This window comes from Afipia dichlorophenoxyacetatis (assembly GCF_055386385.1).
On sequence record NZ_AP029250.1, the window covers coordinates 2,131,171 to 2,152,096 of the forward strand.

18 protein-coding genes are annotated in these 20,926 nt (G+C 60.3%); 8 read left to right on the top strand and 10 right to left on the bottom strand.

All coding sequences use genetic code 11. The annotated features are described in order from the left end of the window. Nucleotides 1-11 precede the first annotated feature (11 nt). Nucleotides 12-947 (bottom strand): antibiotic biosynthesis monooxygenase family protein, encoded by a 936-nt coding sequence (locus ACZ5C3_RS10025; protein WP_464037334.1) that lies wholly within the window; start codon nt 945-947, stop codon nt 12-14. A gap of 276 nt (nt 948-1,223) precedes the next feature. Then, entirely contained in the window at nt 1,224-1,832 is a 609-nt protein-coding gene (locus ACZ5C3_RS10030) for a TetR/AcrR family transcriptional regulator (protein ID WP_464037335.1), read from the bottom strand. A gap of 174 nt (nt 1,833-2,006) precedes the next feature. On the opposite strand from ACZ5C3_RS10030, the gene ACZ5C3_RS10035 reads away from it, so the two are divergent. Continuing rightward, nucleotides 2,007-2,744: a hypothetical protein gene (locus ACZ5C3_RS10035; RefSeq protein ID WP_464037337.1), complete on the top strand. Its 738-nt coding sequence runs from the start codon at nt 2,007-2,009 to the stop codon at nt 2,742-2,744. Between the two features lie 84 nt (nt 2,745-2,828). Then, the gene (locus tag ACZ5C3_RS10040; RefSeq protein ID WP_464037339.1) at nt 2,829-3,842 is read left to right on the top strand and encodes an alpha/beta fold hydrolase; all 1,014 of its coding nucleotides are present in this window, start codon (nt 2,829-2,831) and stop codon (nt 3,840-3,842) included. 267 nt (nt 3,843-4,109) lie between these two features. Here ACZ5C3_RS10040 and ACZ5C3_RS10045 read toward each other — a convergent pair whose 3' ends face one another. From ACZ5C3_RS10045 to ACZ5C3_RS10070, 6 genes are all read right to left on the bottom strand, one after another. Then, nucleotides 4,110-4,502 (bottom strand): RidA family protein, encoded by a 393-nt coding sequence (locus tag ACZ5C3_RS10045; protein WP_464037341.1) that lies wholly within the window; start codon nt 4,500-4,502, stop codon nt 4,110-4,112. Between the two features lie 110 nt (nt 4,503-4,612). Further along, nucleotides 4,613-6,349: a ubiquinone-dependent pyruvate dehydrogenase gene (poxB, locus tag ACZ5C3_RS10050; protein WP_464037343.1), complete on the bottom strand. Its 1,737-nt coding sequence runs from the start codon at nt 6,347-6,349 to the stop codon at nt 4,613-4,615. Between the two features lie 109 nt (nt 6,350-6,458). After that, on the bottom strand, nt 6,459-7,370 hold the full coding sequence (locus tag ACZ5C3_RS10055) for an efflux RND transporter periplasmic adaptor subunit (RefSeq protein WP_464037345.1): 912 nt from the start codon (nt 7,368-7,370) through the stop codon (nt 6,459-6,461). Further along, nucleotides 7,367-7,576 carry a DUF1656 domain-containing protein gene (locus ACZ5C3_RS10060; RefSeq protein WP_464037347.1) on the bottom strand — a complete coding sequence of 70 codons (210 nt, stop codon included), beginning with the start codon at nt 7,574-7,576 and terminating at the stop codon, nt 7,367-7,369. The genes ACZ5C3_RS10055 and ACZ5C3_RS10060 overlap by 4 nt, the downstream gene beginning before the upstream one ends. Then, complete coding sequence (locus ACZ5C3_RS10065; RefSeq protein WP_464037349.1) at nt 7,573-9,615, bottom strand: FUSC family protein; 2,043 nt, start codon at nt 9,613-9,615, stop codon at nt 7,573-7,575. The genes ACZ5C3_RS10060 and ACZ5C3_RS10065 overlap by 4 nt, the downstream gene beginning before the upstream one ends. Before the next feature lie 39 nt (nt 9,616-9,654). Beyond that, the gene (locus tag ACZ5C3_RS10070; protein ID WP_464037351.1) at nt 9,655-10,122 is read right to left on the bottom strand and encodes a hypothetical protein; all 468 of its coding nucleotides are present in this window, start codon (nt 10,120-10,122) and stop codon (nt 9,655-9,657) included. A 207-nt stretch (nt 10,123-10,329) separates the two neighbouring features. Between ACZ5C3_RS10070 and ACZ5C3_RS10075 the strand changes: the two genes are divergently transcribed. Continuing rightward, nucleotides 10,330-11,262 carry a LysR family transcriptional regulator gene (locus ACZ5C3_RS10075; RefSeq protein WP_464037353.1) on the top strand — a complete coding sequence of 311 codons (933 nt, stop codon included), beginning with the start codon at nt 10,330-10,332 and terminating at the stop codon, nt 11,260-11,262. 25 nt (nt 11,263-11,287) lie between these two features. Here ACZ5C3_RS10075 and ACZ5C3_RS10080 read toward each other — a convergent pair whose 3' ends face one another. Then, entirely contained in the window at nt 11,288-12,046 is a 759-nt protein-coding gene (locus tag ACZ5C3_RS10080) for a sulfite exporter TauE/SafE family protein (RefSeq protein WP_464037355.1), read from the bottom strand. 200 nt (nt 12,047-12,246) lie between these two features. Between ACZ5C3_RS10080 and ACZ5C3_RS10085 the strand changes: the two genes are divergently transcribed. The 5 genes from ACZ5C3_RS10085 (at nt 12,247) to ACZ5C3_RS10105 (ending at nt 19,792) form a co-directional block, all read left to right on the top strand. Further along, entirely contained in the window at nt 12,247-13,587 is a 1,341-nt protein-coding gene (locus ACZ5C3_RS10085) for an aminotransferase-like domain-containing protein (RefSeq protein ID WP_464037357.1), read from the top strand. Nucleotides 13,588-14,007: 420 nt separating this feature from the next. Continuing rightward, nucleotides 14,008-15,642 (top strand): OprO/OprP family phosphate-selective porin, encoded by a 1,635-nt coding sequence (locus ACZ5C3_RS10090; RefSeq protein WP_464037359.1) that lies wholly within the window; start codon nt 14,008-14,010, stop codon nt 15,640-15,642. 420 nt (nt 15,643-16,062) lie between these two features. After that, nucleotides 16,063-18,375, top strand: coding sequence for an arylsulfatase (locus ACZ5C3_RS10095; RefSeq protein WP_464037361.1), 2,313 nt, complete (start codon nt 16,063-16,065; stop codon nt 18,373-18,375). Between the two features lie 158 nt (nt 18,376-18,533). Further along, nucleotides 18,534-19,088, top strand: coding sequence for a hypothetical protein (locus ACZ5C3_RS10100; RefSeq protein WP_464037362.1), 555 nt, complete (start codon nt 18,534-18,536; stop codon nt 19,086-19,088). Then, nucleotides 19,085-19,792, top strand: coding sequence for a hypothetical protein (locus tag ACZ5C3_RS10105; protein WP_464037364.1), 708 nt, complete (start codon nt 19,085-19,087; stop codon nt 19,790-19,792). The genes ACZ5C3_RS10100 and ACZ5C3_RS10105 overlap by 4 nt, the downstream gene beginning before the upstream one ends. A 105-nt stretch (nt 19,793-19,897) precedes the next feature. Here ACZ5C3_RS10105 and ACZ5C3_RS10110 read toward each other — a convergent pair whose 3' ends face one another. Further along, nucleotides 19,898-20,821 (bottom strand): dienelactone hydrolase family protein, encoded by a 924-nt coding sequence (locus ACZ5C3_RS10110; protein WP_464037366.1) that lies wholly within the window; start codon nt 20,819-20,821, stop codon nt 19,898-19,900. Nucleotides 20,822-20,926 lie beyond the last annotated feature (105 nt).

Here is a 20,926-nt window from a genome sequence, read left to right on the forward strand (position 1 = left end):
GCGGGGGGCGCTCACACCCGCCCGGTTCTTGTTGTCACGCCCACGCGTTCACCGCTTTCGGTGCTTTCGTGAATCTCAAGGCCCTGATTGAGCACGCAGCGCGGGTCGGCGTCTTCGCGGTCGATCTCCTCGGCGCAAAAGCCGTGGATCTTGGCAAAATCCCATAGCTTGTCTTCACTGTCGAAGATATCGCTGACACGGCACTTGTCCTCGATCGAGTAGAGATAGCAGTACAGTGGCTCGGTGACCGTTGGCTTCGTGGTGTCCGTCATCGGCTTCCCCCTCGCGACATCGGGATAATACTGTGGCGCCTCGCGCCGGTCGAACTGGCCGTAATCGCGCACGATGCGGACGCGCCGCCGCCGTGCGCCGTCAGGCAACGCGATGCGCGCCTCGAAGGCTTCGGCATCTTCCTTGGTGCGCCAGGACATCAGGAGAATGACATCCCCCGGCGTCAGCACCGCCTCGAACACATCCCAGGCCACGAGACCATCAACGTTGATCTCAAGCCCGAGTGCGGTGGCGATCTCGATGGCGCTCGTTTGCTTCACCCATTCGGGTGAACGTGCGGCGTCGATCAGCGTCACGGTGGTGGCGTCGCCCACCTGTGTCTCATCAAGGCGCTGCTCCTGCACGGTGTAACCTTGAGGAGGGCGGGTGTCGGCGGTGATCTCGCCGATGCGCAGATGGTAATCGCTGAACACATCGGTGCGGCCCTTGTCTTGCACCGCGTGGTGGCGCGCATGCACGCGCCAGCGCACCATGGCCTTCTCGTCGCGCCAGCCGGACATTGCCAGCAGCCAACCGTCGCGCGTGAGACTGCGATAGCGCACATTGTCGATGAAGCCGTCGAGCGTCTCCAGCTCCGGCCGCAGCACCTTGGCATAGTGGAGATAGGTGTCCGTTTTGCCGGGCTTCGGTTGCACCTCGAACAGCACTGCGAACATGCGTTTTCTCCGGGGTCTTTCGCTTCGGGCGGTTAGATGGCAGCTTATGTCCTTGCACCTGAATTGAAAACGACGAAGGGTGCCATTGGTTCACACCGGATGTTTCAGGCTGTGGGCATCATTTAGACGCGGAGGGTGGCCGTGGCAATTTCCACGAAAATATGAAATCAGAGAACAGTAACGAGAAGCGCGACGCGATTACGGCACGGATGAGTGCCATCTTTCAAGATCAGAGGCATTAAGCCTCAGTTGTAACGACGCGTTCGCCACGGCCTCTTAGTGCCTGGAACGCGCCGTCGGCTTGCGGCGCGTTGCCTGGCTGGCCTTCTCCAAAATCCCGGCAGCGACGGTCTTCGCGGACAGAAAGGGTGATGTATCGCCCAGGACGTTCGAGAGAACCAAAGCACCCTGAAACACAACGTTCAGTTCTTTTGCCACGCGTGTCGCCTCCGGAAATTCCGCGCGCCTGCAAAGCTCGGTGAATTTCACTTGCGCCTGTGACGCGGCGATTTTCCCAAGCTCGACAATTCCGTCATGCTTCCCGGCGAATTCCTGTGCCGCCTTCATCCCCAGACAGCCGCGTGTGAGCATCCGGCCGGGTGTCTTGCGCACATCGAAGAAGGCGAGGATCTGTTCGCGCGGATCGTGAATGTTTTCGACCGGACCGAACAGCTCTTGCGTGACGTGCTCGCTGTACAGCCGCAACACGGCTTCGATCAGATCCTCCTTCGACGGAAAATATTTGTAGATCGTCCGTTTGGATATGCCGCTGCCGGCCAGTGCCGCTTCCATGCCCGTCGCGTGGAATCCGCCTTTGTAGAACTGATCGAAGGCATATTTCACGATTTCAAGTTTTTTACCTTCCATTTCAACGTCTTCGCCCATCGCATCATCCTCACGCGTGCCATTTGAAAATTTATAGCAAAGCCTGTTGACCAAGTAAACGATTCCGTTTACTTGTACACCAAAGGTAAACGATATCGTTTACTTACGTGGTGCGCGCACCGGGGATGCCCGGTCGCGATGGCTTTTCCGTCAACTTCGAGGATTGAGCACTCAATGACTGATCTTCTGGACAAAGTCCTCGACGTCCATGGCGGACTTGACAACTGGCGCCGCGTGACCGCGGTCGATTTCCGCCTAACGTTTCGCGGCAGCGCCCTTGCGATCAAACAGCAGCCCCATGGTCTGCGGGATGTCCTCGTCAAGATCGACACACGCCGCCGGCGGACATTGATCACGCCTTTTCCGGCCCCTGGTCATCGCGGCATCTTCGGCGACGGCCGCGTCACCATCGAGACCGACGCAGGAGTGACAACCTCGGAGCTCAATGCGCCGCGCAAGTCCTTTGAAGGCCACACGCGTCAATCGCCGTGGACAGAACAGCAGTTTCTCTACTTCGTCGGTTACGCACTTCAAAACTACATGACCATGCCGTTCCTGCTCACGGAGGAGGGCGTGCGTTGCGAGGAGATCGCGCCGCACGAAGAACACGGCGAAAGCTGGAGGGTGCTTCAAGTGACCTTCCCATCGCGCATTCATGTGCACTGCCCGGAACAGAAGTTCTATTTCAATGATGCGGGCTATCTCGTCCGCAACGATTACGCCCCCGAGGTCACCCGCGGCACGGCGGCGCACTACACCTTCGATCACAGGAATTTCGACGGCTTCATCTTCCCGACCCATCGGCGCGTGGTCTTCCGCGATGCGGACAATCGCACGCTTCTGACTGCTCCCTCGATCTTCAGGCTCGATCTCGAGTCCGTGGTTCTCTCTCGCGACCAGGTCGCCGAATGATGTTTCGTAGCAAGTCAACAGACACTCAGCAGCGAACACGACCCACAACTAACTACCATCCAACCTTTGCAGGATCATCCCGTCATGCTCACGCGTCGTTTCTTGACAACCAGCTTTCTCGCCGGCTCTGCAGTCTTGGCCGTATCCCAAGTAACGTCGGCCAAAGCCAAGAGCGAAACCAGGACCGAAACCAAGACCGCGCCACCGGCTAAAAAAACATCGCTCAACAGGAATTCGGTTGTCCCGACCCACTACCGAACTGTCGATATCGACGGAGTCTCTATCGCGTACCGTGAAGCCGGCGCACCGGGTGCACCGGTCGTGCTTCTGCTGCACGGCTGGCCGTCGTCATCCGCGATGTTTCGTGATCTCATCCGCGAACTGTCCGGCCGTTACCATGTTTTCGCGCCGGATTATCCCGGCTTCGGCAACAGCGATGCGCCCGATCACGCGCACTTCCACTATACGTTCGACGCCCTCGGCGAGGTCGTTGGCAAGTTCGTCGACAAGGTCGGCATCAAGAACTTCGCTTTATACGCGACGGATTTCGGAGGCCTTGTCGGATATCGCGTGATGCTGAAAGCGCCCGGCCGAATGAAAGCGCTGGTCGCGCAGAACAATCCGCTGTTCCTGAGCGCAAGCCCATGGTTCGGGCCGCTTGTGCCATATTGGAAGGATGGTTCGGCCGAGAGCCGCGAGAAGGCGAGAGATCACTATCTCACCCGCGACGTCGTTCGCGATCTCTACGTCACTGGTGCGCGCGATTCATCCCTGATCGATCCGGAGCAGTGGCAGGCAGAGTATGCCTTGTTGCAACGTCCGGGCGCGGGCGACATCTCGCTCGATCTGCTCTACGATATCCGCACCAACGGTCCCACACTCAAGAATGCTCAGGACTATCTGCTCGCACAAAAACCGCCGGCGCTGGTTGTCAGCGGGAAGAACGATATTTTGTTCAACGGTGAAAATCAGGCGAAGTATCGGGAGGTTTTGCCGAACGCCGAGATCCATTTGACGGACAGCGGGCATTGCGCCTTGGCCGACAAGGGAGAAGAGATCGCCAGCCGGGTGCACGATTTCCTCGGGCGTGTCCTGTAGCTAGGACCGTCGATTTGAAGTCCCTGTATCAGTTGCGGCGATCTCGTCCAGGGACTTCAAATCGAACGCGGTACTAGAATTATAGGGTTACTAATACCCTTTGCTTTCCGAAATTCGCAAAGCGGGTGCTGCGACGTGTTCCGAACTTCGGAAAGCGGGTACCAGACGACGTTCGTGGCGGTGCAAGTTTTCCCAGCGCTTGCCGGGCTTCGGCTGCACCTCGAACAGCACTGCGAACATGCATCTCCTCCGGAGTCTTTATTTTATCTAGATGGCCGCAACGCAGTCGATCTCAATATCGAAATGCCCGGGCCAGGCGGGCACGCAGACGAAGATACGCGCCGGCGGATTGTTGGGGAAGTAGCGCGCGTAGACGGCGTTCACGGCGGCGAACTTTTCGACCGAAGTGCAGTAGATATTGCACTTCAGCACGTTGTCGAGCGACGAGCCCGCCGTCTCCACGCACAGCTTGAGTTGCTCCAGCACCAGTTCGGTCTGCCGCTCGATGGGCGCATCCACCACTTCGCCGGTCTCGGGATCGAACGGCGGAAAGCCAGATACATAAATGGTGTCACCGTGGCGGGTGACGGCGGAGGTCGGTGCTTTCCAACGCTCGAGCCAAGTGGACAGCGGCTCGACGCGAATGACTTCCCGTTTCATCAGATTGTCCTCTCAAGCGGGCAGTGGGCTTCTTTTCGACGTGGCACCATAACAAAAACGAGGAACGGTGCGGATGGTTCACACCGTTCCTCGTTTTGATTTATCGCCTTTCAGCGCCAGAGATTGGTCTTCGCGAGGTCGATGACCTCGTCGACGCGGCCGTTCATGATCGCCTTCACCATATAGAGCGAAAACCCCTTGGCCATCTCGACCGTGATGGACGGCGGCATCGCGAGCTCGGTGCGGTTGACCACAGCATCGATCAACACCGGTCCGTTATGCGCGAGCGCCTCGGTAATCCCTTCGTCGACTTTCGACGGATCTTCCAGGCGGATTCCGCGCACGCCAGCGGCCTCTGCCATGGCTGCGAAGTTCGGATTCTTCAACTCGGTGCCGAAGTTGATGAAGCCTGTCGACTTCTGCTCCAGCTCGATGAAGCCGAGCGCGCCATTGTTGAAGACCACAACCTTCACCGGTAATCCAAGCTGCGCGAGGCTCAGGAAATCACCCATCAGCATGGTGAAACCGCCGTCGCCCGACAGCGAGATCACTTGCCTTCCGGGATATGCGGCCTGTGCACCGATGCCCTGAGCCATGGCGTTGGCCATCGAGCCGTGCCAGAACGAACCAAGGAGCCGGCGTTTGCCGTTCATGGCGAGGTAGCGCGCGGCCCACACCGTTGGCAAACCGACGTCGCAGGTGAAAATGGCATCCTGCGCAGCATGATCGTTGAGCGATTTGGCGATCTGTTGAGGGTGGATGAGCTTGCTGCCGGCCTTGGTCTCAGCGAGCTCATCGAGCTGCCGGCGCGATTTGGCGTAGTGGTCCTGGGCCTGCTTGAGATGGCCGTCTGACGACTTCTGATCGAGACGCGGCAGCAACGCCTGCAGGGTTGCGCGGACATCGCCGACGATTCCGAGATCGACCGCGGCCCGGCGGCCGATATTCTCAGGCCGTAGATCCACCTGTGCGATCCTGACCTCTTTTCCTTTCGGGTAAAACTGTTGGTAGGGAAAATCCGTGCCGAGCATCAGCAGAACATCGCAATCGAGCATCGCGTAGTAACCGGACGAGAAGCCGATCAGGCCGGTCATGCCGACATCGTAGGGATTGTCCCACTCGATATGCTCCTTACCGCGCATGGCGTGAACGATGGGCGCCTTCAACCGCTCGGCGACAGCCAGCAATTCATCATGCGCCCCGGCGCACCCGGAGCCGCCTAAGATCGTGACGCGGGCGTCACCGTTCAGAAGGGCTGCCAGATGGTCGAGATCGGAATCCGCCGGCACGGTCAGCGGACGCGGCGGAAGCAGCCCGGCAACGCGAGGCGCCGGCGCGTCGGTGGCAGGGCGTAGTGCGACGTCACCAGGAATGACCACGACCGAGACGCCGCGTTTTCCGACCGCTTCGCGAATTGCAATTTCGAGGGTGCGCGGCATTTGATTGGCGCCCGAGATCAGCTCGCAATAATGGCTGCACTCCTTGAAGAGATTCTCGGGGTGCGTTTCCTGAAAGTAGGAAGCTCCGATTTCAACCGAGGGAATGTGGGCCGCGATTGCCAGCACGGGCACGCGCGAGCGATGGCAATCGAACAGGCCGTTGATGAGATGCAGGTTACCCGGTCCGCAGCTTCCGGCGCAGACGGCGAGGTCGCCGGTCAAGTGCGCTTCTGCACCTGCCGCAAAAGCTGCGACCTCCTCATGCCGGACGTGAAGCCACTCGATCTTCCCCTGACTGCGGATTGCGTCGGTGAGGCCATTCAGGCTGTCACCGACGATTCCGTAGATGCGCTTGACGCCTGCTGCGGCAAGGGTCTCGGCGAACTGATCTGCAACTGTGCGTGCCATAACTTGTTTCCTGAGCGGCTTGTTTCCTGAGCAAATAGCGTCCGATACTTGCCCATGAGACCTATCATGCCAAGCATGATGTGCGCGTTTCATGTCTTCGATGTGATGCTCAGGGTGTGGATTTTGCGATAACCTGCGCGTGCGTGTGGCTGCCCGTCGGGAGCACTTCGACGGTCGCGGTCGCTCCCGCGACGAGTTCGTTTCGCTCAGCAGGATCGAGCGCAATCCGGACCGGAACGCGCTGGGCCAATCGTACCCAATTGAACGTCGGGTTGACGTTGGCAAGCAGGGTTGTCCCGGCGCTGCGATCGCGATCTTCAATACCTGCCGCGACGCTCTCTACCTTGCCAAGCAGCATGTGGTTGCTGCCCATCAGCCGCACGTAGACGGCGTCTCCAAGATGGATGCGAGGCAGCTTGGTTTCCTCGAAATAGCCTTCGACGTGCAGCGTGTCTGAATCGAGCAACGCCATCACGCCCTTGCCGGGGGTGAGGTAAGCCCCCGGACGCAACTCCATGTTGGTGACGATGCCATCGACGGAGGCGCGCACCTCGCTGCGGTCGAGATTGAGCCTGGCGAGACTAAGGTCCGCAGTGGCTTGATCGAAGGCGGACTGGGCCGAGCCCTGGGTGGCGGTGATCTGATCCAGCTTCTGCTTGGAGACCACGACGCCGGGTGTCAGCGCGCCGTAGCGCGTCTGGTCGGCGTTGGCTTCGTCGAGCGCCGCGCGTTTGCCGAGCAGCACCGCTTCGGCTTGCTTCAGCGCGATCTCATATCGCGCGCGGTCGATCCGGAATAGCACGTCCCCGGTTCGGACCTGCTGGTTGTCCTTGACGAGCACTTCGGTGACGAAGCCGGAGACGTCGGGAGCGACCGGCACCACGTCGGCCCGGACATGGCCATCGCGAGTCCACGGCTCGTCCATGTAGTAATCCCACAGCTTGTAGCCGGTCCACAGCGCGGCCAGAACCACGAGACCGGTGAGCGAGAAGCGACGTAACGCATTCAGAACGGTTTTCATGACGCAAGATCCTTTGAAATAAAGATAAGTCCAGCGAGCACGGAGACGTAGAGAGCAAAATCGAACAGGGCCTTGTGCCAAACATGGCCGTAGAGGCCGGCGCGTGCGATGGCCTTGCTCACAACGTAGGTGAGGACGCAGGCAACGACGCTCCAAAACAGGAAGCTCGGAACGATCACACCAAACAGATCAATCTCGTATTTCATGCCGCTGCTCTCCTTTCCTCATGTGGCTCATAAGGGCCGGCCTCCGGGAAAAGCCCGGCGCGAAGTCCGGCAAGGCCGACAAGGGCATCATTGCGGTTCTTGCTAGGTGCTTCATGGGCCGTCGATGCGATGGTGCCGTCGAGCTGTTCGAGCAGTTCGTCCGGAAGCGCGCCGGCGGCGCGGAAAGCTGTGGCGAGGTGTTCGAGCAACTTGTCGATCTCCGCCGTTGCGAGGTGGGACAGGCCGGCCGTCGCCTGCTGGAGATTGATGATGCTCAGGGCCGTTCGAAGTTGGCGAAGTTGGGCGGCGTCGCGCTTTGCCTCGGCAGGGACCACCGCGATGCGCGCGGCGAGCAAGGCGAGGCGATGCTGCATGAGGCTCGCGACCTCGACGCGATCCTGCCGCGCGGTGTGCCCGGCAACCGTAGCGAGGGTTTTCCAATTATCGCGGAGCAGGCGGCTTGCGATCCAGTCGGCGCCGAACGCGCGCACGATGCCGAAGACCACGGCTGTCAATCCGACGCCAACCATCAGCGATACGCTGGAGTTGGCGTAAGCCGCGAAATCGCCCTCGTAGGAGGAATTCAGCGCCAATTGCACCGAGGTGAAGATGGCGAGCAACGAGCCGGCGCGGGCGGTCGCGGGCCGCGCGGCCATCCAGCCGAACAGCACGAAGGCGGGCATGAGTGCGGCAATCAACATCTCGAACGTCGTGATGCGTGGCAACACTCCGAACGTGTAGACGCCGTGGATCGCGATGACGGCAAGAAACACCACGGCGAAGTTACGGAAGGCCGGAAGGGGATCATCTACTGCCGCGACGAAGGAGCCGACGACGGCGGCGAATATCGCGGCGGTTGCACCGTCGGTCCAGCCCGTGGCGATCCAGAACGCACAGCAGACGAGGACTGAAAGCGTGGTCGCGGCCGCGGCCCACAGCGTCAGCCCGTAGTCACGGTGCAGAACGGGAGGGCTCACCGCATCGGGCGTGAAGGCGAGCGGAACGGTGTCCGGATCGCGGCCGTCGGCGATCGCCTCGCGCAACGATCGGCAGTCGGACATGACGTCCATGAGCTGGCGCAACTGGATCACATATCTAGCGATGACGATCTCGTTCCAGCCGGCGTCAACGCCAAGCGCGGGTTGAGCATGATCGAATGCAGCGTGCAGGTCATCTGCTTCCGGTCCATTCTGGCCGCCATCGGCGAGCCAGCGTGCGGCTCTTGCACTGACCTGTGCAATCCTTGCCGGTGCGCTCTCGTGAGAAGCGAGCGCGATTCTCTGGTCCTCGATCGATGCAAGCAGCGGAAGCAGCGAGAGCATGTGTTGCCGCAACCGCCGCAAAGCTCGTGCGGTGTTTGCCGACGTGGCGGTCTCGTAGTCGAGATGCCGGCAGAGCTGGTCGATCTCCGACGTTGCGGACGCAAGCCGCACGCGTTCGCTGTCCCGATCGGTGTCGCTGCCGGTGCCGGTCAGGATATCCATGCCAAGGCGGCGCGCACCGGCGAGCCACGCGTCCGTTTGCGCCGCGATGGTCGAAGCCACGGTCCGTGGCAGCACCAGCATCGACACCACGCCCGCGCACACGATGCCGAGCATGATTTCCTGAACGCGGGCGACGACGAGGTCGAAGGTCGATCCCGGCATTGAGAGCACGGGCAAGCCAAGCAGGGCGACGGTGTAGCCGGACAACATGAACACGTAGCTGCGGGGTGTGCCGTCGATCAGAGAGAAGTAGAGAAAAAGTCCGACCCAGAGTGCGATGGCGAGGCTGAGGAGTTCGGGTGCATTCACAAGGTTGGGCACCAGCACGATCGTCCCGGCCGCGCCGATCAGCGTTCCCAGCAGACGATAGGCCGCTTTCGACCATGTCGCTCCGACCAGTTGGTTGGAGGTGATGTAAACCGAAGCCATCGCCCAGTAGGGACGCGGCATGTCGAGCCGCAACGCGATGGCAAACGCCAGCATCGCCGCTGCGAAAGTCCTCAACGCGAAGACGAGGGCCGCGTGCCGGTTGAAGAATGACGAAGCTTTGCTCATGGCGATCTCGGCTTTCACGTCTCACTGGCTGCCCGAGGGCTATGCGGCGATCCGATGGTGGTGGCCCAAGCTTCGGGCCTCGATCGCGTCGACGGAATTGTTGAATGCTTTTTTCAGCACACTCTTGCCGATGGTCCCGAGCACAAGACCAAGAATCCGGCCTTTGAGATTCTTGCCCTTGCGTACAACGGTCACATCAATGTTGGTCGCACCGTCAATGCGTTGCGTAAATGTGTACGTGTGCCCCGACGCGCCGCCCCACACGTTGGAGTCGGTCGTCCTCAGCACGACATGATTGGGATTCGACCAGTCATAGTGCAGGCGTTCCCAGATGCCGCTTGAGCCCTCTGTCACGTCAGCGAAAGAGTCGCCAAGATGATGTACTTTCAGATAGGCGTCGGCGCTGTTGCCAAAAAGTTTAGAGCGCCCTGGTTCGAAATCGGTGAGACCGGCGATGTATTGCTCCGGTGTCAGTGTGGTCGTTCGATGAAGATGAATCGTAGACATTTGCAGCTCCTGCACGCGCTTGACGAAAAGTTGCATCGAGACTGGTCAACTTGGGTCCGGCTGGATCGTGGCCGGGCGGGAGCTTGCGCTCGGGCGTAAGGCTGTCGGTCCGCATCGGGAGGGCCGCACCGTGAGCGACGGTTCGTCTGCTCCCTTGCCGGATAAGATGCGCCAGCTATGATATTGATCAAATGGATGGGGTGGATAATGGGTATCGATGCCGTCAATTTGGCTCGTATCGACCTGAATTTGCTGACTCATCTTGATGCGCTGCTCACCGAAAAAAGCGTGACGCGCGCGGCGGTCCGCGTCGGGATCAGCCAATCCGCTATGAGCCACAATCTGGCGCGTCTGCGGGAACTGTTCAGTGACAGCCTTCTCACGCGTTGCGGCGATGGCATGCTGCTCACTCCACGCGCGGTCACCTTGCTTGAGCCGGTGCGGCTGACGCTGATGCAAGTCGAGGCGCTGGTTTTGCGCGATCAGGTCTTCGATCCGGCGACGGCGGTGCGGACGTTCAGATTCGGAATGCCGGGCAGCATGGAAGTCTTGATCATGCCTATGCTCCTGGCGCGCTTGCGCGACATCGCGCCCGGCATTCACCTTCAACTCCGCAGCATCGACCCATCGCGATTGCTTCATGATCTCGACGTCGACAAATTGGACCTCGCCATCGGTCATGAGCCGTTCGGGCAAGGACAATTCCACCACAAGCAGCGGAAGTTGCTCGTCGAGAGCTTCCTCTGCCTGTTCAATGCCGAGAAGACGGGCGTCACGCCACCGATCTCGCTCGATGACTACGTCAGGATTCCTCATGTGCTGACCAGTCTGAAGCCCGAGGAGCGCCCGCACGGCGTGGTGGACCAGGCGCTGGAAAAGCTCGGGTTGCGCCGTTCCGTCGTCGTGACCACGCAGCGTTTCCTCACGGTCCCGTTCCTGGTTGCGCAGGCGCCGCTCATCGTGACCGTGGGCGCGCGACTGGCCCGGCGTTTCGCTCCTGCTCTCGGCCTCAGCATCAGCCCGCCTCCGGTGGATTTGGGTGCGGTAACGGTATCGCTGGTGTGGCACGCGTCTTACGATCGCGATCCTGCACATGCCTGGTTACGGGAGCAGGTGGCTCAACTGGCCGCTGAACTGTGAAATGGTGTGCAGGACGATGCATCTCTCACACCAGATACCCGGACGCGCCATCCCACAGCAGTTTCAATGCCGTAACAACCAGTAGTCCGTAGCAGATGCGATAGATCTGACGCTGGTCCAGCGCGCCGTGAAGCCGCCAACCCAGCGAAACCCCGGCGGGCACGGCGAACAGACAAATCGCCATCAATGTCCACACGCCGACATCGAGCTTCACCAGCAGCAACCACGGCACCGCCTTGGTCATGTTGCCGACGGTGAAGAACAGGCTCGTCGTTCCCGCGTAGATGTCCTTGCTGAGGCCGAGCGGCAGCAGATACATCGCAAGAGGCGGGCCGCCCGAGTGCGCCACCATGGTGGTTATGCCCGAGGCGAACCCGGCGGTGATCGCCTTCGGTGTTGAACGCGGACCGATCGCCACCTCCGCGCCTGCGACGAGCCACAGGCCTACGAACATCAGGGTGATCGCCGCCATCGTGATGGCGATGGCGCGGTGGTCGAGGAAACGAAACAGCAGACAACCAAACGCGATGCCGGCGATGAGCCCGGGCACGAGCAGCACCAGATCCGGCTTCGACCATGTCGACGGCTTCCAGTAACGCAACGCGTACAGATCCTGCACGATGAACAAGGGCGCGAGCAGGGCGCCCGCAACGACAGGGTCCATTACGATCGACAGCAGCGGAATGCCGACAATGGCAAAGCCGCCGCCGAATGCGCCTTTCATGAAGCTGATCAGGAACACGCCGGTCAAGGCGATCAGGATTGTACCGAGCGTCAGTTCCATGGGATGTCTCTCGCTAAGCCTGCTTCAGGGCAATGCGAGGCCGCCGGCGAAAGTGCGCGTCGATAACGCCGCACATCTTTCACCGCTGAAACCTTCGCACACCGCTACAATCGAGTTGATGGCGCTAGAATGTTTCGGTAATCATCTCGGTGCAAGTGGAGCATTGATCTCGGTGCAATGAATATTGACCTCGGTGCAATGTGCCCCAGTCCGAATACCTGAAATTGGCGGACGTCATCGCCGCAGAAATAGCCGGCGGCGTCCTCAAGCCCGGCGACCGGTTGCCTCCCCAGCGCAGCTTTGCCTTCGAGCGCAAGATCGCCGTCTCGACGGCGGGACGCGTCTACGCTGAATTATTGCGCCGCGGACTTGTCGTCGGCGAAGTGGGGCGGGGCACGTTCATTTCAGGTGAAGCGAAGCGGGGCGTGACCGCGCCGAGCGAGCCGCGCGGCATCCGCATCGACCTCGAATTCAATTATCCGCTGCTGCCCGATCAAACCGCCCTCGTCGCGAAAAGTCTAAGGGGGTTGGACAATCCCGCGATGCTCGACGTTGCCTTGCGTCAGGCGACCAGTGTCGGAACGCCGTCAGCGCGAAGCGTTGCGGCCGCGTATCTGTCGCAGGCTGGATGGTCAGCGTCTCCCGAGCAGATCGTATTCACCGGCAACGGACGGCAGAGCATCGCCGCAGCCGTCGCCGCGATCGTTCCCAAAGGTGGCCGCTGCGGCGTGGAGACTTTGACTTACCCGTTCATCAAGGGCATCGCCGCCCGGCTTGGCATTTCGCTGGTGCCGTTGGCGATGGACGAAGGAGGTGTGCGGCCCGATGCCGTACAGAAGGCGCATCGTGAGGGGCATCTCTCGGCGATCTACATCCAGCCGGCAATTCACAATCCGCTGGGCGTGACGATGAACGCGGCGCGCCGGGCCGATATTCTGCGCGTCGCTGAAAAGCTCGGCCTTCCAATCATCGAGGACAATGTCTACGGCTTCCTTGACGATGAGCCGCCGCTCGCCGCTCTGGCTCCGGAGTCTTGCATCGTCATCGACAGTCTCTCCAAGAAGGTCGCACCGGGCCTGACGCTGGGCTTCATCGTGCCGCCGCTTCGCTTGCGTGAAAGCGTGATGGCCGCGGTGCGTTCGGGTGGATGGACCGCGTCGGGATTTGCGTTTGCCGCTGCACAGCGCATGATCGGCGACGGCACTGTCGCGGAGCTCGCAAGGCTCAAGCGCCTCGATGCTCGCACGCGACAGAAACTGGCGCGCGATCGTCTTTCTGGTTTTGAAATCCAGGCCAACGAGAAATGTTATCATCTCTGGCTGACGCTGCCGCCGCAATGGCGCTCGCAGACGTTCGTCGCGGCCGCAGCCCGGCGCGACATTGCGTTGACACCATCGACGACGTTCGCCGTTACGGCCGGCCACGCACCAAACGCCGTCAGGCTTGCGCTGGCAGGTCCGGCAATTGATCAACTCGATGCTGGCCTGCGTACATTGGCTGCAATGCTGGCCTCGGAGGAAGATTTTGATTCAACCGAATGAACGGTCGAGGCTTTGCGCTATCCGCAACGCTCAGCGTGTTGTCGATGATGGCGTTGTGCAGCCGCTCGACCGCAGCCGCTCGACGGCGGGCGCGCGCGACAGAGCGAATCACGAGACCTTGCTGTGAGTCATGCCACGGGCGTGTTGCGCTGCAATTGGCGTGAGCGAAAGTCGCGCACATGACAACCTGCAGAACGTAGCGCGCATGTACCGCGGCCGTTGAAGGCCGGGCCAGTGGTCTCAGGATGCCTCACCAGCGGTCTTTCGATACCGCTGCGCACAACGGTGCGCGCTGTTCTGTTGCCTGAACAGCACGCTCAGCCGACAAAGTGATTTTCGTCAAGCTCACGTCACCGGCGCATGTTTGCCTGAACGCGCAAAAGTGATTGCCTGAGCAGGTAAACTTGTTGGGAGCTTGACATGCCGATCAGTCGTTTCCCTTCCATTGCAGTACTCGCGGTCACCACTGTTGCCGCGCTCACCATCCAGCAAGCCCACGCAGAACCCGCCAGCGGCAGTGAGGCGGAGATCGCGCTCTTGAAGCAGCAGTTGCGCATGCTCGAGCAGAAGCTCGACAACCTGCAGAAACAGACCACGGCGAATGCGGCCGCCACTGCGAAGACCAAAGCTGAAGCCAAGGCCGAGGCCAAAGCCGCAGCCAAGGCTGAAGCGAAAGCCGAAGCGCAGGTTGCGGTTGCTAACGCCAACGCCGCCATTCCGACCAAAGCTCCGGTGCCGTATACCGGCGCGGTGGTGTCGATGCCGAACAACCGGCCGACCATCTGCACCGCGGACGGGCAGAGTTGCGTCTCGATCTCCGGCCGTCTGCACTACGACGTCGGCGGTTATGACTATCATCCCAACACGGCATCGACGTCGCCGCAGCGGCTCGACTCTGGCCAGAACGTGCGCCGCGCCCGCATCGGCATTCAGGGCAAATTCTTCGAGGACTGGAATTTCGCGCTGGTCTACGACTTCGGCGGCTCGTCCGACGGCTTCGGCGGCAGTGCGCCCGGATCGCTTCCGGGCGGCGGCACGTCAGGCGTCGAAAACGCGTACATCAGCTATACGGGCCTCAAGCCGTTCGGCGGCAAGATGGCGATCGAAGGCGGCATTATGGATCTGCCATGGACGCTGGAAGAAGCCACCAGCTCCAACGACATCACCTTCATGGAGCGCCCTTCGTCCAACGTGATCGCCACCAGCATCGCGGCGGGCGATTTCCGCTCCACCGCCGGCACGCGCTGGTGGAACGACTGGTTCTGGGCGGGTGGCTATGTCACCGGTCCGACCACGGGCCAGATCCACTCCGCGTCCAGCATCACGCCGCCCGGGTCGACCGAACAGCTCGGCGCCGTGGTCCGCGCCGCGGGCCAGCTGCTGAGCGGTCCGGGTTATTCGCTGCATCTGGGCGGCAACGCCGAATGGCTGATCACGCCGCCGCGCAATCTCGTCAGCAATCAGCAAACGCTGACACTGAGCGATCGTCCGGAGCTGCGCATCGATCCGACCTCGCTGATCACCACCAACGCCATGGCCAACGTCTCGAGCGCGCAGGTCTACGGTGTCGAAGCCGCGGGCAATTATGGTCCGCTGTACTTCCAGGGTGAGTACTACTGGTACAATGTCGATCGCGATGCTTCGACCGGCCTCGCGCCGATCGGTGCGCCGAGCCTGCACTTCCAGGGCGGCTATGCGCAGGCGAGCTGGGTGATCACCGGCGAGAGCCGCGCGTATAACGCGGCCAACGCGGCGTATGCCGGCGTCAAACCGCGCGATCCGTTCTCGCTGACCGGCGGCGGCTGGGGCGCGTGGGAAATCGCGGGCCGCATCTCCACCGTCGATCTCAACGATCGGGTCGGCACGGCGCTCGGCGTCGCAGGCGGCCGGCAGACCGTCTACACCGCGGGCCTCAACTGGTACGTCAACAATAACATCCGCTTCATGCTGAACTATCTGCATGGCGATGTGGCGCGGCAGTTCTCTCCGACCTCGACGGTGGATGCCGGCTCCACGTTCGATGCGGTGGCGATGCGCACGCAGTTCGCGTTCTGACGAAGGGGAGCGACGTTGCCCGGGTCGGATGCGGTGCATCTGTCCCGGGGGGCGGCGTCTTTCAATGCGCGTTGCGTTGAGGCAAAGCGCCGGAATTCACGCAGGTGGACGCGATGGCGAGCGGTACGGATGCTTTGCGTAACCTGATGTACGGCAATGACATCATATCCGGGATGGTTCGATTCCTCGCAGCCATCGCAGTGTATATTCTGCTCTTCGGAACTCTCTTTTGGTGGGTCGGAAGAGCGTAGGCTCACCGCCATCCTGATCACGCCCGCGATCTGCACGCGGCCGCGAACACGGCGACGCTTCGCGATCTTATGTCAAAAGCACTGTCGTATCTCGCCTTCGGAAACTGTGTTTTCCTGACACAGCTAAACGGAGAGACATCATCGCATTGTGCATAAAAAGGAGTGCGTTATGGGTGGTGAGAGGCCTAACCCCAAGCGAACGTCTTCTGAACGCGGCACACCTGAAATTTTACCCCGTCCTGATTTTCATTTCCCCGGCGAGATTGGCCGCACCTACCTCGACTCCGATCCGGCGCAATTCCCGAAGATGGTTTCGGCTCCCGATGGCGCGCCGAACATTCTGCTCATTCTGATCGACGATTGCGGCTTCGGTCAGTACAGCACCTTCGGCGGCGGGATTCCTTCGCCGACCATGGACAAGCTTGCGGCTGAGGGCCTTCGCTACAATCGTTTCCACACAACGGCGTTGTGCAGTCCCACGCGGGCCGCGCTGATCACGGGCCGCAATCATCATTCCGCAGCGTTCGCCGGCATCACCGAAGTGGCGACCGGCTACGATGGCTATACCTGCATCCTGCCGAAAAGCTGCGGCACCGTCGGCGAGGTGCTGCGCCAAAACGGCTACATGACTGCGTGGATCGGCAAGAACCACAACACGCCCACGTGGGAAACGAGCGCGGCGGGTCCGTTCGATCGCTGGGCCAACGGATTGGGCTTCGATTATTTTTACGGGTTCAACGGCGGTGACATGAACCACTGGAATCCGATTCTGTTCGAGAACAGAAATCTCGTCCCGGCATCGGATGATCCGAATTATCATCTCACGACCGATATCGCGGACAAATCCATCGCCTGGGTGCGGCAGGCCAAGAGCATCGCGCCGGACAAACCATACTTCCTGTATGTCGCGACCGGCGCGACCCACGCACCGCATCACACGCCGAAGGACTGGATCGAGAAGTTCGAGGGCAAGTTCGACGGCGGATGGGATGCGTATCGGGCAGAGACGCTTGCGTGCCAGAAGAAGCTGGGCGTCGTACCAATGGACACCAAGCTGACGATGCGCTCAAAAGGACTGCCGGCCTGGAGCTCATTGAATGCGGATCAGAAACGGCTCTACGCGCGCATGATGGAAGTGTTCGCGGGATACGGGGCCCATTGCGACCACGAACTCGGCCGGATCGTGGACGCCTGCAAAGAGCTTCCCGGCGCCGATAACACGCTGATCATCTATATCGCTGGTGATAATGGAGCGAGTGCGGAGGGCGGTCTGGAAGGCTCGCTCTGCGAGAACATGTTCTTCAACGGCTTCTCGGAGAAGTGGCAGGACAACATCAAGGCGATCGATGACCTCGGCGGTCCTAAACATTTCAATCACTTTCCATCCGCCTGGGCCCACGCGATGAACACGCCGTTTCAGTGGACAAAGCAGGTGGCGAGCCATTTCGGCGGCACGCGCAATCCCATGATCATTTCCTGGCCGGCACGGATCAAGGACAAGGGCGGATTGCGCGACCAGTTTTTGCACACCATCGATCTCGTGCCGACGATCTATGATCTGTGCGGCATCACCGCGCCGACGGATCTCAATGGTGTGAAGCAGAAGCCGATCGAAGGCAGAAGCTTCGCCGCGACGCTGGACGACGCCATGGCGGACGCGCCGCGCAACACGCAGTACTTCGAGTTGGGGTGCAACCGTGGCCTTTATCACGATGGCTGGATGGCATCGTGCCCATCGTTTGTGCCGTGGGATCCGAACCGCGACGAATGGGACCCGGACAAGGCGCCGTGGGAGCTCTACAACATTGAAGACGATTTTTCGCAGGCGAACGATCTCGCTGCCAAACATCCGGAGAAGCTGAAGCAGCTGCAGGAGCTTTGGTGGATCGAGGCCGCGAAATACAACGTGTTGCCGCTGGACTGGCGTGCGACTATTCGCATGAACGCGGAAGCGATGGGGCGGCCAAGCCTTGTCGGGCACCGCAAGTCGATGACGTATTATCCCGGGACGATCGGTCTTCCGGACGGCGCGTCGCCGCCGATGTGCAACAAGTCGTGGACCATCACGGCTGAGATCGACCTTCCTGATGCGAAGGCCGACGGAATGGTCGTCACCCACGGTGGCCTTGAAGGGGGATACGGATTGTATCTGCGCGATAGCAAGCCGGTGTTCGTCTACAACTTCCTCGGCGCCGAGCGCATCACCTTTGCGGCTAAGGAGGCGTTGCCCAAGGGCAAGTCCACGCTTGTTGTCGATTTCGCCTATGACGGCGGAGGCATGGGCAAGGGCGGAACGATCAAGCTGTCATGCAACGGCAAGTCGCTGGCCGAGGGACGGCTGGAACGGACGATCCCGATTCAGTTCTCGTTGGGTGAGGGGCTCGATGTCGGGATGGATGTCGGCTCGCCGGTGGATTTCACCTACAAGCTGCCGTTCGCATTCACCGGTAGAATCGAGAAAGTCACGATCGACTTGAAATAGCGGCGGCGAACGCTTGCCCGCGTGGCGTTGTCGTCACGCAGGCGGCGTAGTTCAACGCATGCAGCGAACGACTTCGCTTGGCCGTTTTCTTGAATAATTTGACAGGAGTGGCGGTTTCATGATCCACTGTCCTTAGTCCTAGGACAGAGGACATGGGAATGAAAAGCCAAGATATTGTCGTTTTACTCAAGCTCATAAGTCTGGAACAGGAGGAGCGGGCGCCTATCAGACCGGGGGGGCATCTCGAGGACCCCTATTCAGTTCGCAGCTTGGAAGCTGCTCTTGGGATCAGCAAGACAGAGATCAACGCCTCGATCAACCGGAGCGTTTCTTCGGGACTTGCGATCAAAGACCGCGAATCTGGCCGAGCAAAGCCTCATCGCCGCAACCTCTCCAATTTCATCGCGCACGGACTGAAGTTCGTTTTTCCGGTCAAGCCCGGCGCCATGGCGCGCGGCATCCCAACCGCCTTTGCGGCTGCCCCGCTTAAAAAACTACTGATCAGCGGGGGGCAGTACATTTACGTTTGGCCTTACGCCAAAGGCAAGGAAATGGGGCAATCAGTGGAGCCGCTGTTCAAAAGCGTGCCCGAAGCCGTTCAGCACGATGATCACCTGTACGAATATCTGGCCCTTGTTGATGCCATCAGACTTGGACATCAGAGGGAAGTCGGATTTGCAACCGATCGTCTTTTGGGGCTTTTGAAAAAATGACCACTGTAAAAGGCCAATTGCTTCATATGTTGAAAACGGTCGCGGAGGCGTTGGGACCTGAACTGCGCGAGCGGTTGGTTTTTGTGGGCGGCTGTACGACAGCTCTTTTCATTACCGATGCGGTCGTACTGGAAAGCGTTCGATCGACCGATGATGTTGATCTCATCGTTGATCTCGTCGGGCGCGCGCAATGGACCGAACTCCAGGAACAGTTGCGGCGAAGGGGATTTACGGAATCTCCGGAAGACGATGTGATTTGTCGCATGCGGCTCAATGGCCTCAAAGTCGATTTTATGCCCGACGATGAAAACATTCTTGGCTTTAGCAATCGCTGGTACGCAAAAGGCATTCAAACAGCAGTTACTTGCTCCCTGACTGAGGGACTGAATATCAAGCGCCTCACGCCAGAATTATTCGTAGCAACGAAGCTGGAAGCGTATCTCGGCCGCGGTAACGGTGATCTCCTGGGAAGTCGTGACATGGAGGATATTCTTCTTGTCATCGATGGCCGCGAGGAGGTCGTTGCTGAAATTCAAAGCGCGGACGCCGATGTTCGTCGTTATATTGCCGAGCAGTTCAAAGCGGTGCTGAATCATCCCGAGTTTGACTATTTTCTCGAAGGTAACATTCAAGGGCCCCAAGGCCGCGTCGATATTGTGAGGGAGCGCTTTGTTGCCATAAGTCAGAGCGGGACCGACTCTTAAGACTGGAATGATAAATTGGTTCAGTGAGCAGGAAAAAGAACCAACGATAAGTGGGATGGGCGCCACACGCGGCTTCAGCGCAGTTGGAGTAGATTTCGAACGCGCTCACCCCTTCGGCATCGCGCGCTGTAAAAACTCAAACAACCGCTGTCGTCCATCTTTCGTGGCCTCAGGCGAGAAGCGGTATTCGACGCGATTGCCGCGCACGTCGGTCTTGGCGCGTCCGTCGAGTGCGCGGCAATCCCAGCAGTGCGTCGTGTTCGGATAGAGATGCCACTCCACCGGCGCGCCGGTTTGCTTCACGGCCTCCAACTTCGTGATGCATTCGCCCGCGGGCGTCTCGGTGTCGTCCTCGCCCATCAAGACGAGCAGGGGATGCTTGATGTCCGAATTGAGAACGTCGAATGGCGGGCTGCCGTTCTTTGGCGTGATGTGGAAACAGCCCGGATAGAAACTCGCGACCGCCGCGAAGCCGCCAGCGTTCGCCAGCGCGCCCGATGCGTAATGCTGGCTCGACGCCATCAGGCCGATCATCGCGCCCCACGAGAAGCCGACCATGGCGATGCGTGTTTTGTCGACATAAGGCAGGGCGCGCAGATGTTCGGCGGCCTGCAACGCATCGCGCACGCCGCGAAAGAAGTTCACACCGTTCTTCGGGCCGTAACACACGCTGGTCACGTCGCGCGGACCAAAGCTGTCGATCATCAGCACCACGTAGCTCTGCGCCACCGCCTCGCGGGCGTTGGCCATGACGGCCTGATTGAGCCCCGCGCATTGATGCACCATGACGATGGCGGGGAAGGGCCCGTCGCCCTCGGGCTTCATCAGCGTCATGTGCCGCTGCAAATCGGCGGCGCCTGTCTGCGCTTTGTCGGGAAAGGTCAGGTCTGGCGCGAGTGTCGCGCCACGCGCGATTGCCGCCGCAGGCCACATGTCGTCCGCTTTCGCCGTGGCGGCGAAGCAGGCTGCAAACACGCCAATCAACGCAGACGCAATCGCGGCTCGGGCTATCCCAGCTCTTGTCGTCATAAGAGGTCTCAATAACGCTTTTGGTGGAGGGAAAGGCGTGGTTCATCACCCACTTGGGTCTTGTTCTCGCGCAATGTGCCGGTAGTATCGCACTATTGCGAGAAT

What these genes read in the sequence shown, in the direction of transcription:
- ACZ5C3_RS10035 (WP_464037337.1), top strand. Translation starts at nt 2,007, where the DNA reads ATGACTGATCTTCTGGACAAAGTCCTCGACGTCCATGGCGGACTTGAC.
- poxB (WP_464037343.1), bottom strand. Translation starts at nt 6,349, where the DNA reads ATGGCACGCACAGTTGCAGATCAGTTCGCCGAGACCCTTGCCGCAGCA.
- ACZ5C3_RS10065 (WP_464037349.1), bottom strand. Translation starts at nt 9,615, where the DNA reads ATGAGCAAAGCTTCGTCATTCTTCAACCGGCACGCGGCCCTCGTCTTC.
- ACZ5C3_RS10030 (WP_464037335.1), bottom strand. Translation starts at nt 1,832, where the DNA reads ATGGGCGAAGACGTTGAAATGGAAGGTAAAAAACTTGAAATCGTGAAA.
- ACZ5C3_RS10075 (WP_464037353.1), top strand. Translation starts at nt 10,330, where the DNA reads ATGGGTATCGATGCCGTCAATTTGGCTCGTATCGACCTGAATTTGCTG.
- ACZ5C3_RS10095 (WP_464037361.1), top strand. Translation starts at nt 16,063, where the DNA reads ATGGGTGGTGAGAGGCCTAACCCCAAGCGAACGTCTTCTGAACGCGGC.
- ACZ5C3_RS10070 (WP_464037351.1), bottom strand. Translation starts at nt 10,122, where the DNA reads ATGTCTACGATTCATCTTCATCGAACGACCACACTGACACCGGAGCAA.
- ACZ5C3_RS10080 (WP_464037355.1), bottom strand. Translation starts at nt 12,046, where the DNA reads ATGGAACTGACGCTCGGTACAATCCTGATCGCCTTGACCGGCGTGTTC.
- ACZ5C3_RS10060 (WP_464037347.1), bottom strand. Translation starts at nt 7,576, where the DNA reads ATGAAATACGAGATTGATCTGTTTGGTGTGATCGTTCCGAGCTTCCTG.
- ACZ5C3_RS10025 (WP_464037334.1), bottom strand. Translation starts at nt 947, where the DNA reads ATGTTCGCAGTGCTGTTCGAGGTGCAACCGAAGCCCGGCAAAACGGAC.
- ACZ5C3_RS10110 (WP_464037366.1), bottom strand. Translation starts at nt 20,821, where the DNA reads ATGACGACAAGAGCTGGGATAGCCCGAGCCGCGATTGCGTCTGCGTTG.
- ACZ5C3_RS10055 (WP_464037345.1), bottom strand. Translation starts at nt 7,370, where the DNA reads ATGAAAACCGTTCTGAATGCGTTACGTCGCTTCTCGCTCACCGGTCTC.
- ACZ5C3_RS10100 (WP_464037362.1), top strand. Translation starts at nt 18,534, where the DNA reads ATGAAAAGCCAAGATATTGTCGTTTTACTCAAGCTCATAAGTCTGGAA.
- ACZ5C3_RS10090 (WP_464037359.1), top strand. Translation starts at nt 14,008, where the DNA reads ATGCCGATCAGTCGTTTCCCTTCCATTGCAGTACTCGCGGTCACCACT.
- ACZ5C3_RS10105 (WP_464037364.1), top strand. Translation starts at nt 19,085, where the DNA reads ATGACCACTGTAAAAGGCCAATTGCTTCATATGTTGAAAACGGTCGCG.
- ACZ5C3_RS10040 (WP_464037339.1), top strand. Translation starts at nt 2,829, where the DNA reads ATGCTCACGCGTCGTTTCTTGACAACCAGCTTTCTCGCCGGCTCTGCA.
- ACZ5C3_RS10045 (WP_464037341.1), bottom strand. Translation starts at nt 4,502, where the DNA reads ATGAAACGGGAAGTCATTCGCGTCGAGCCGCTGTCCACTTGGCTCGAG.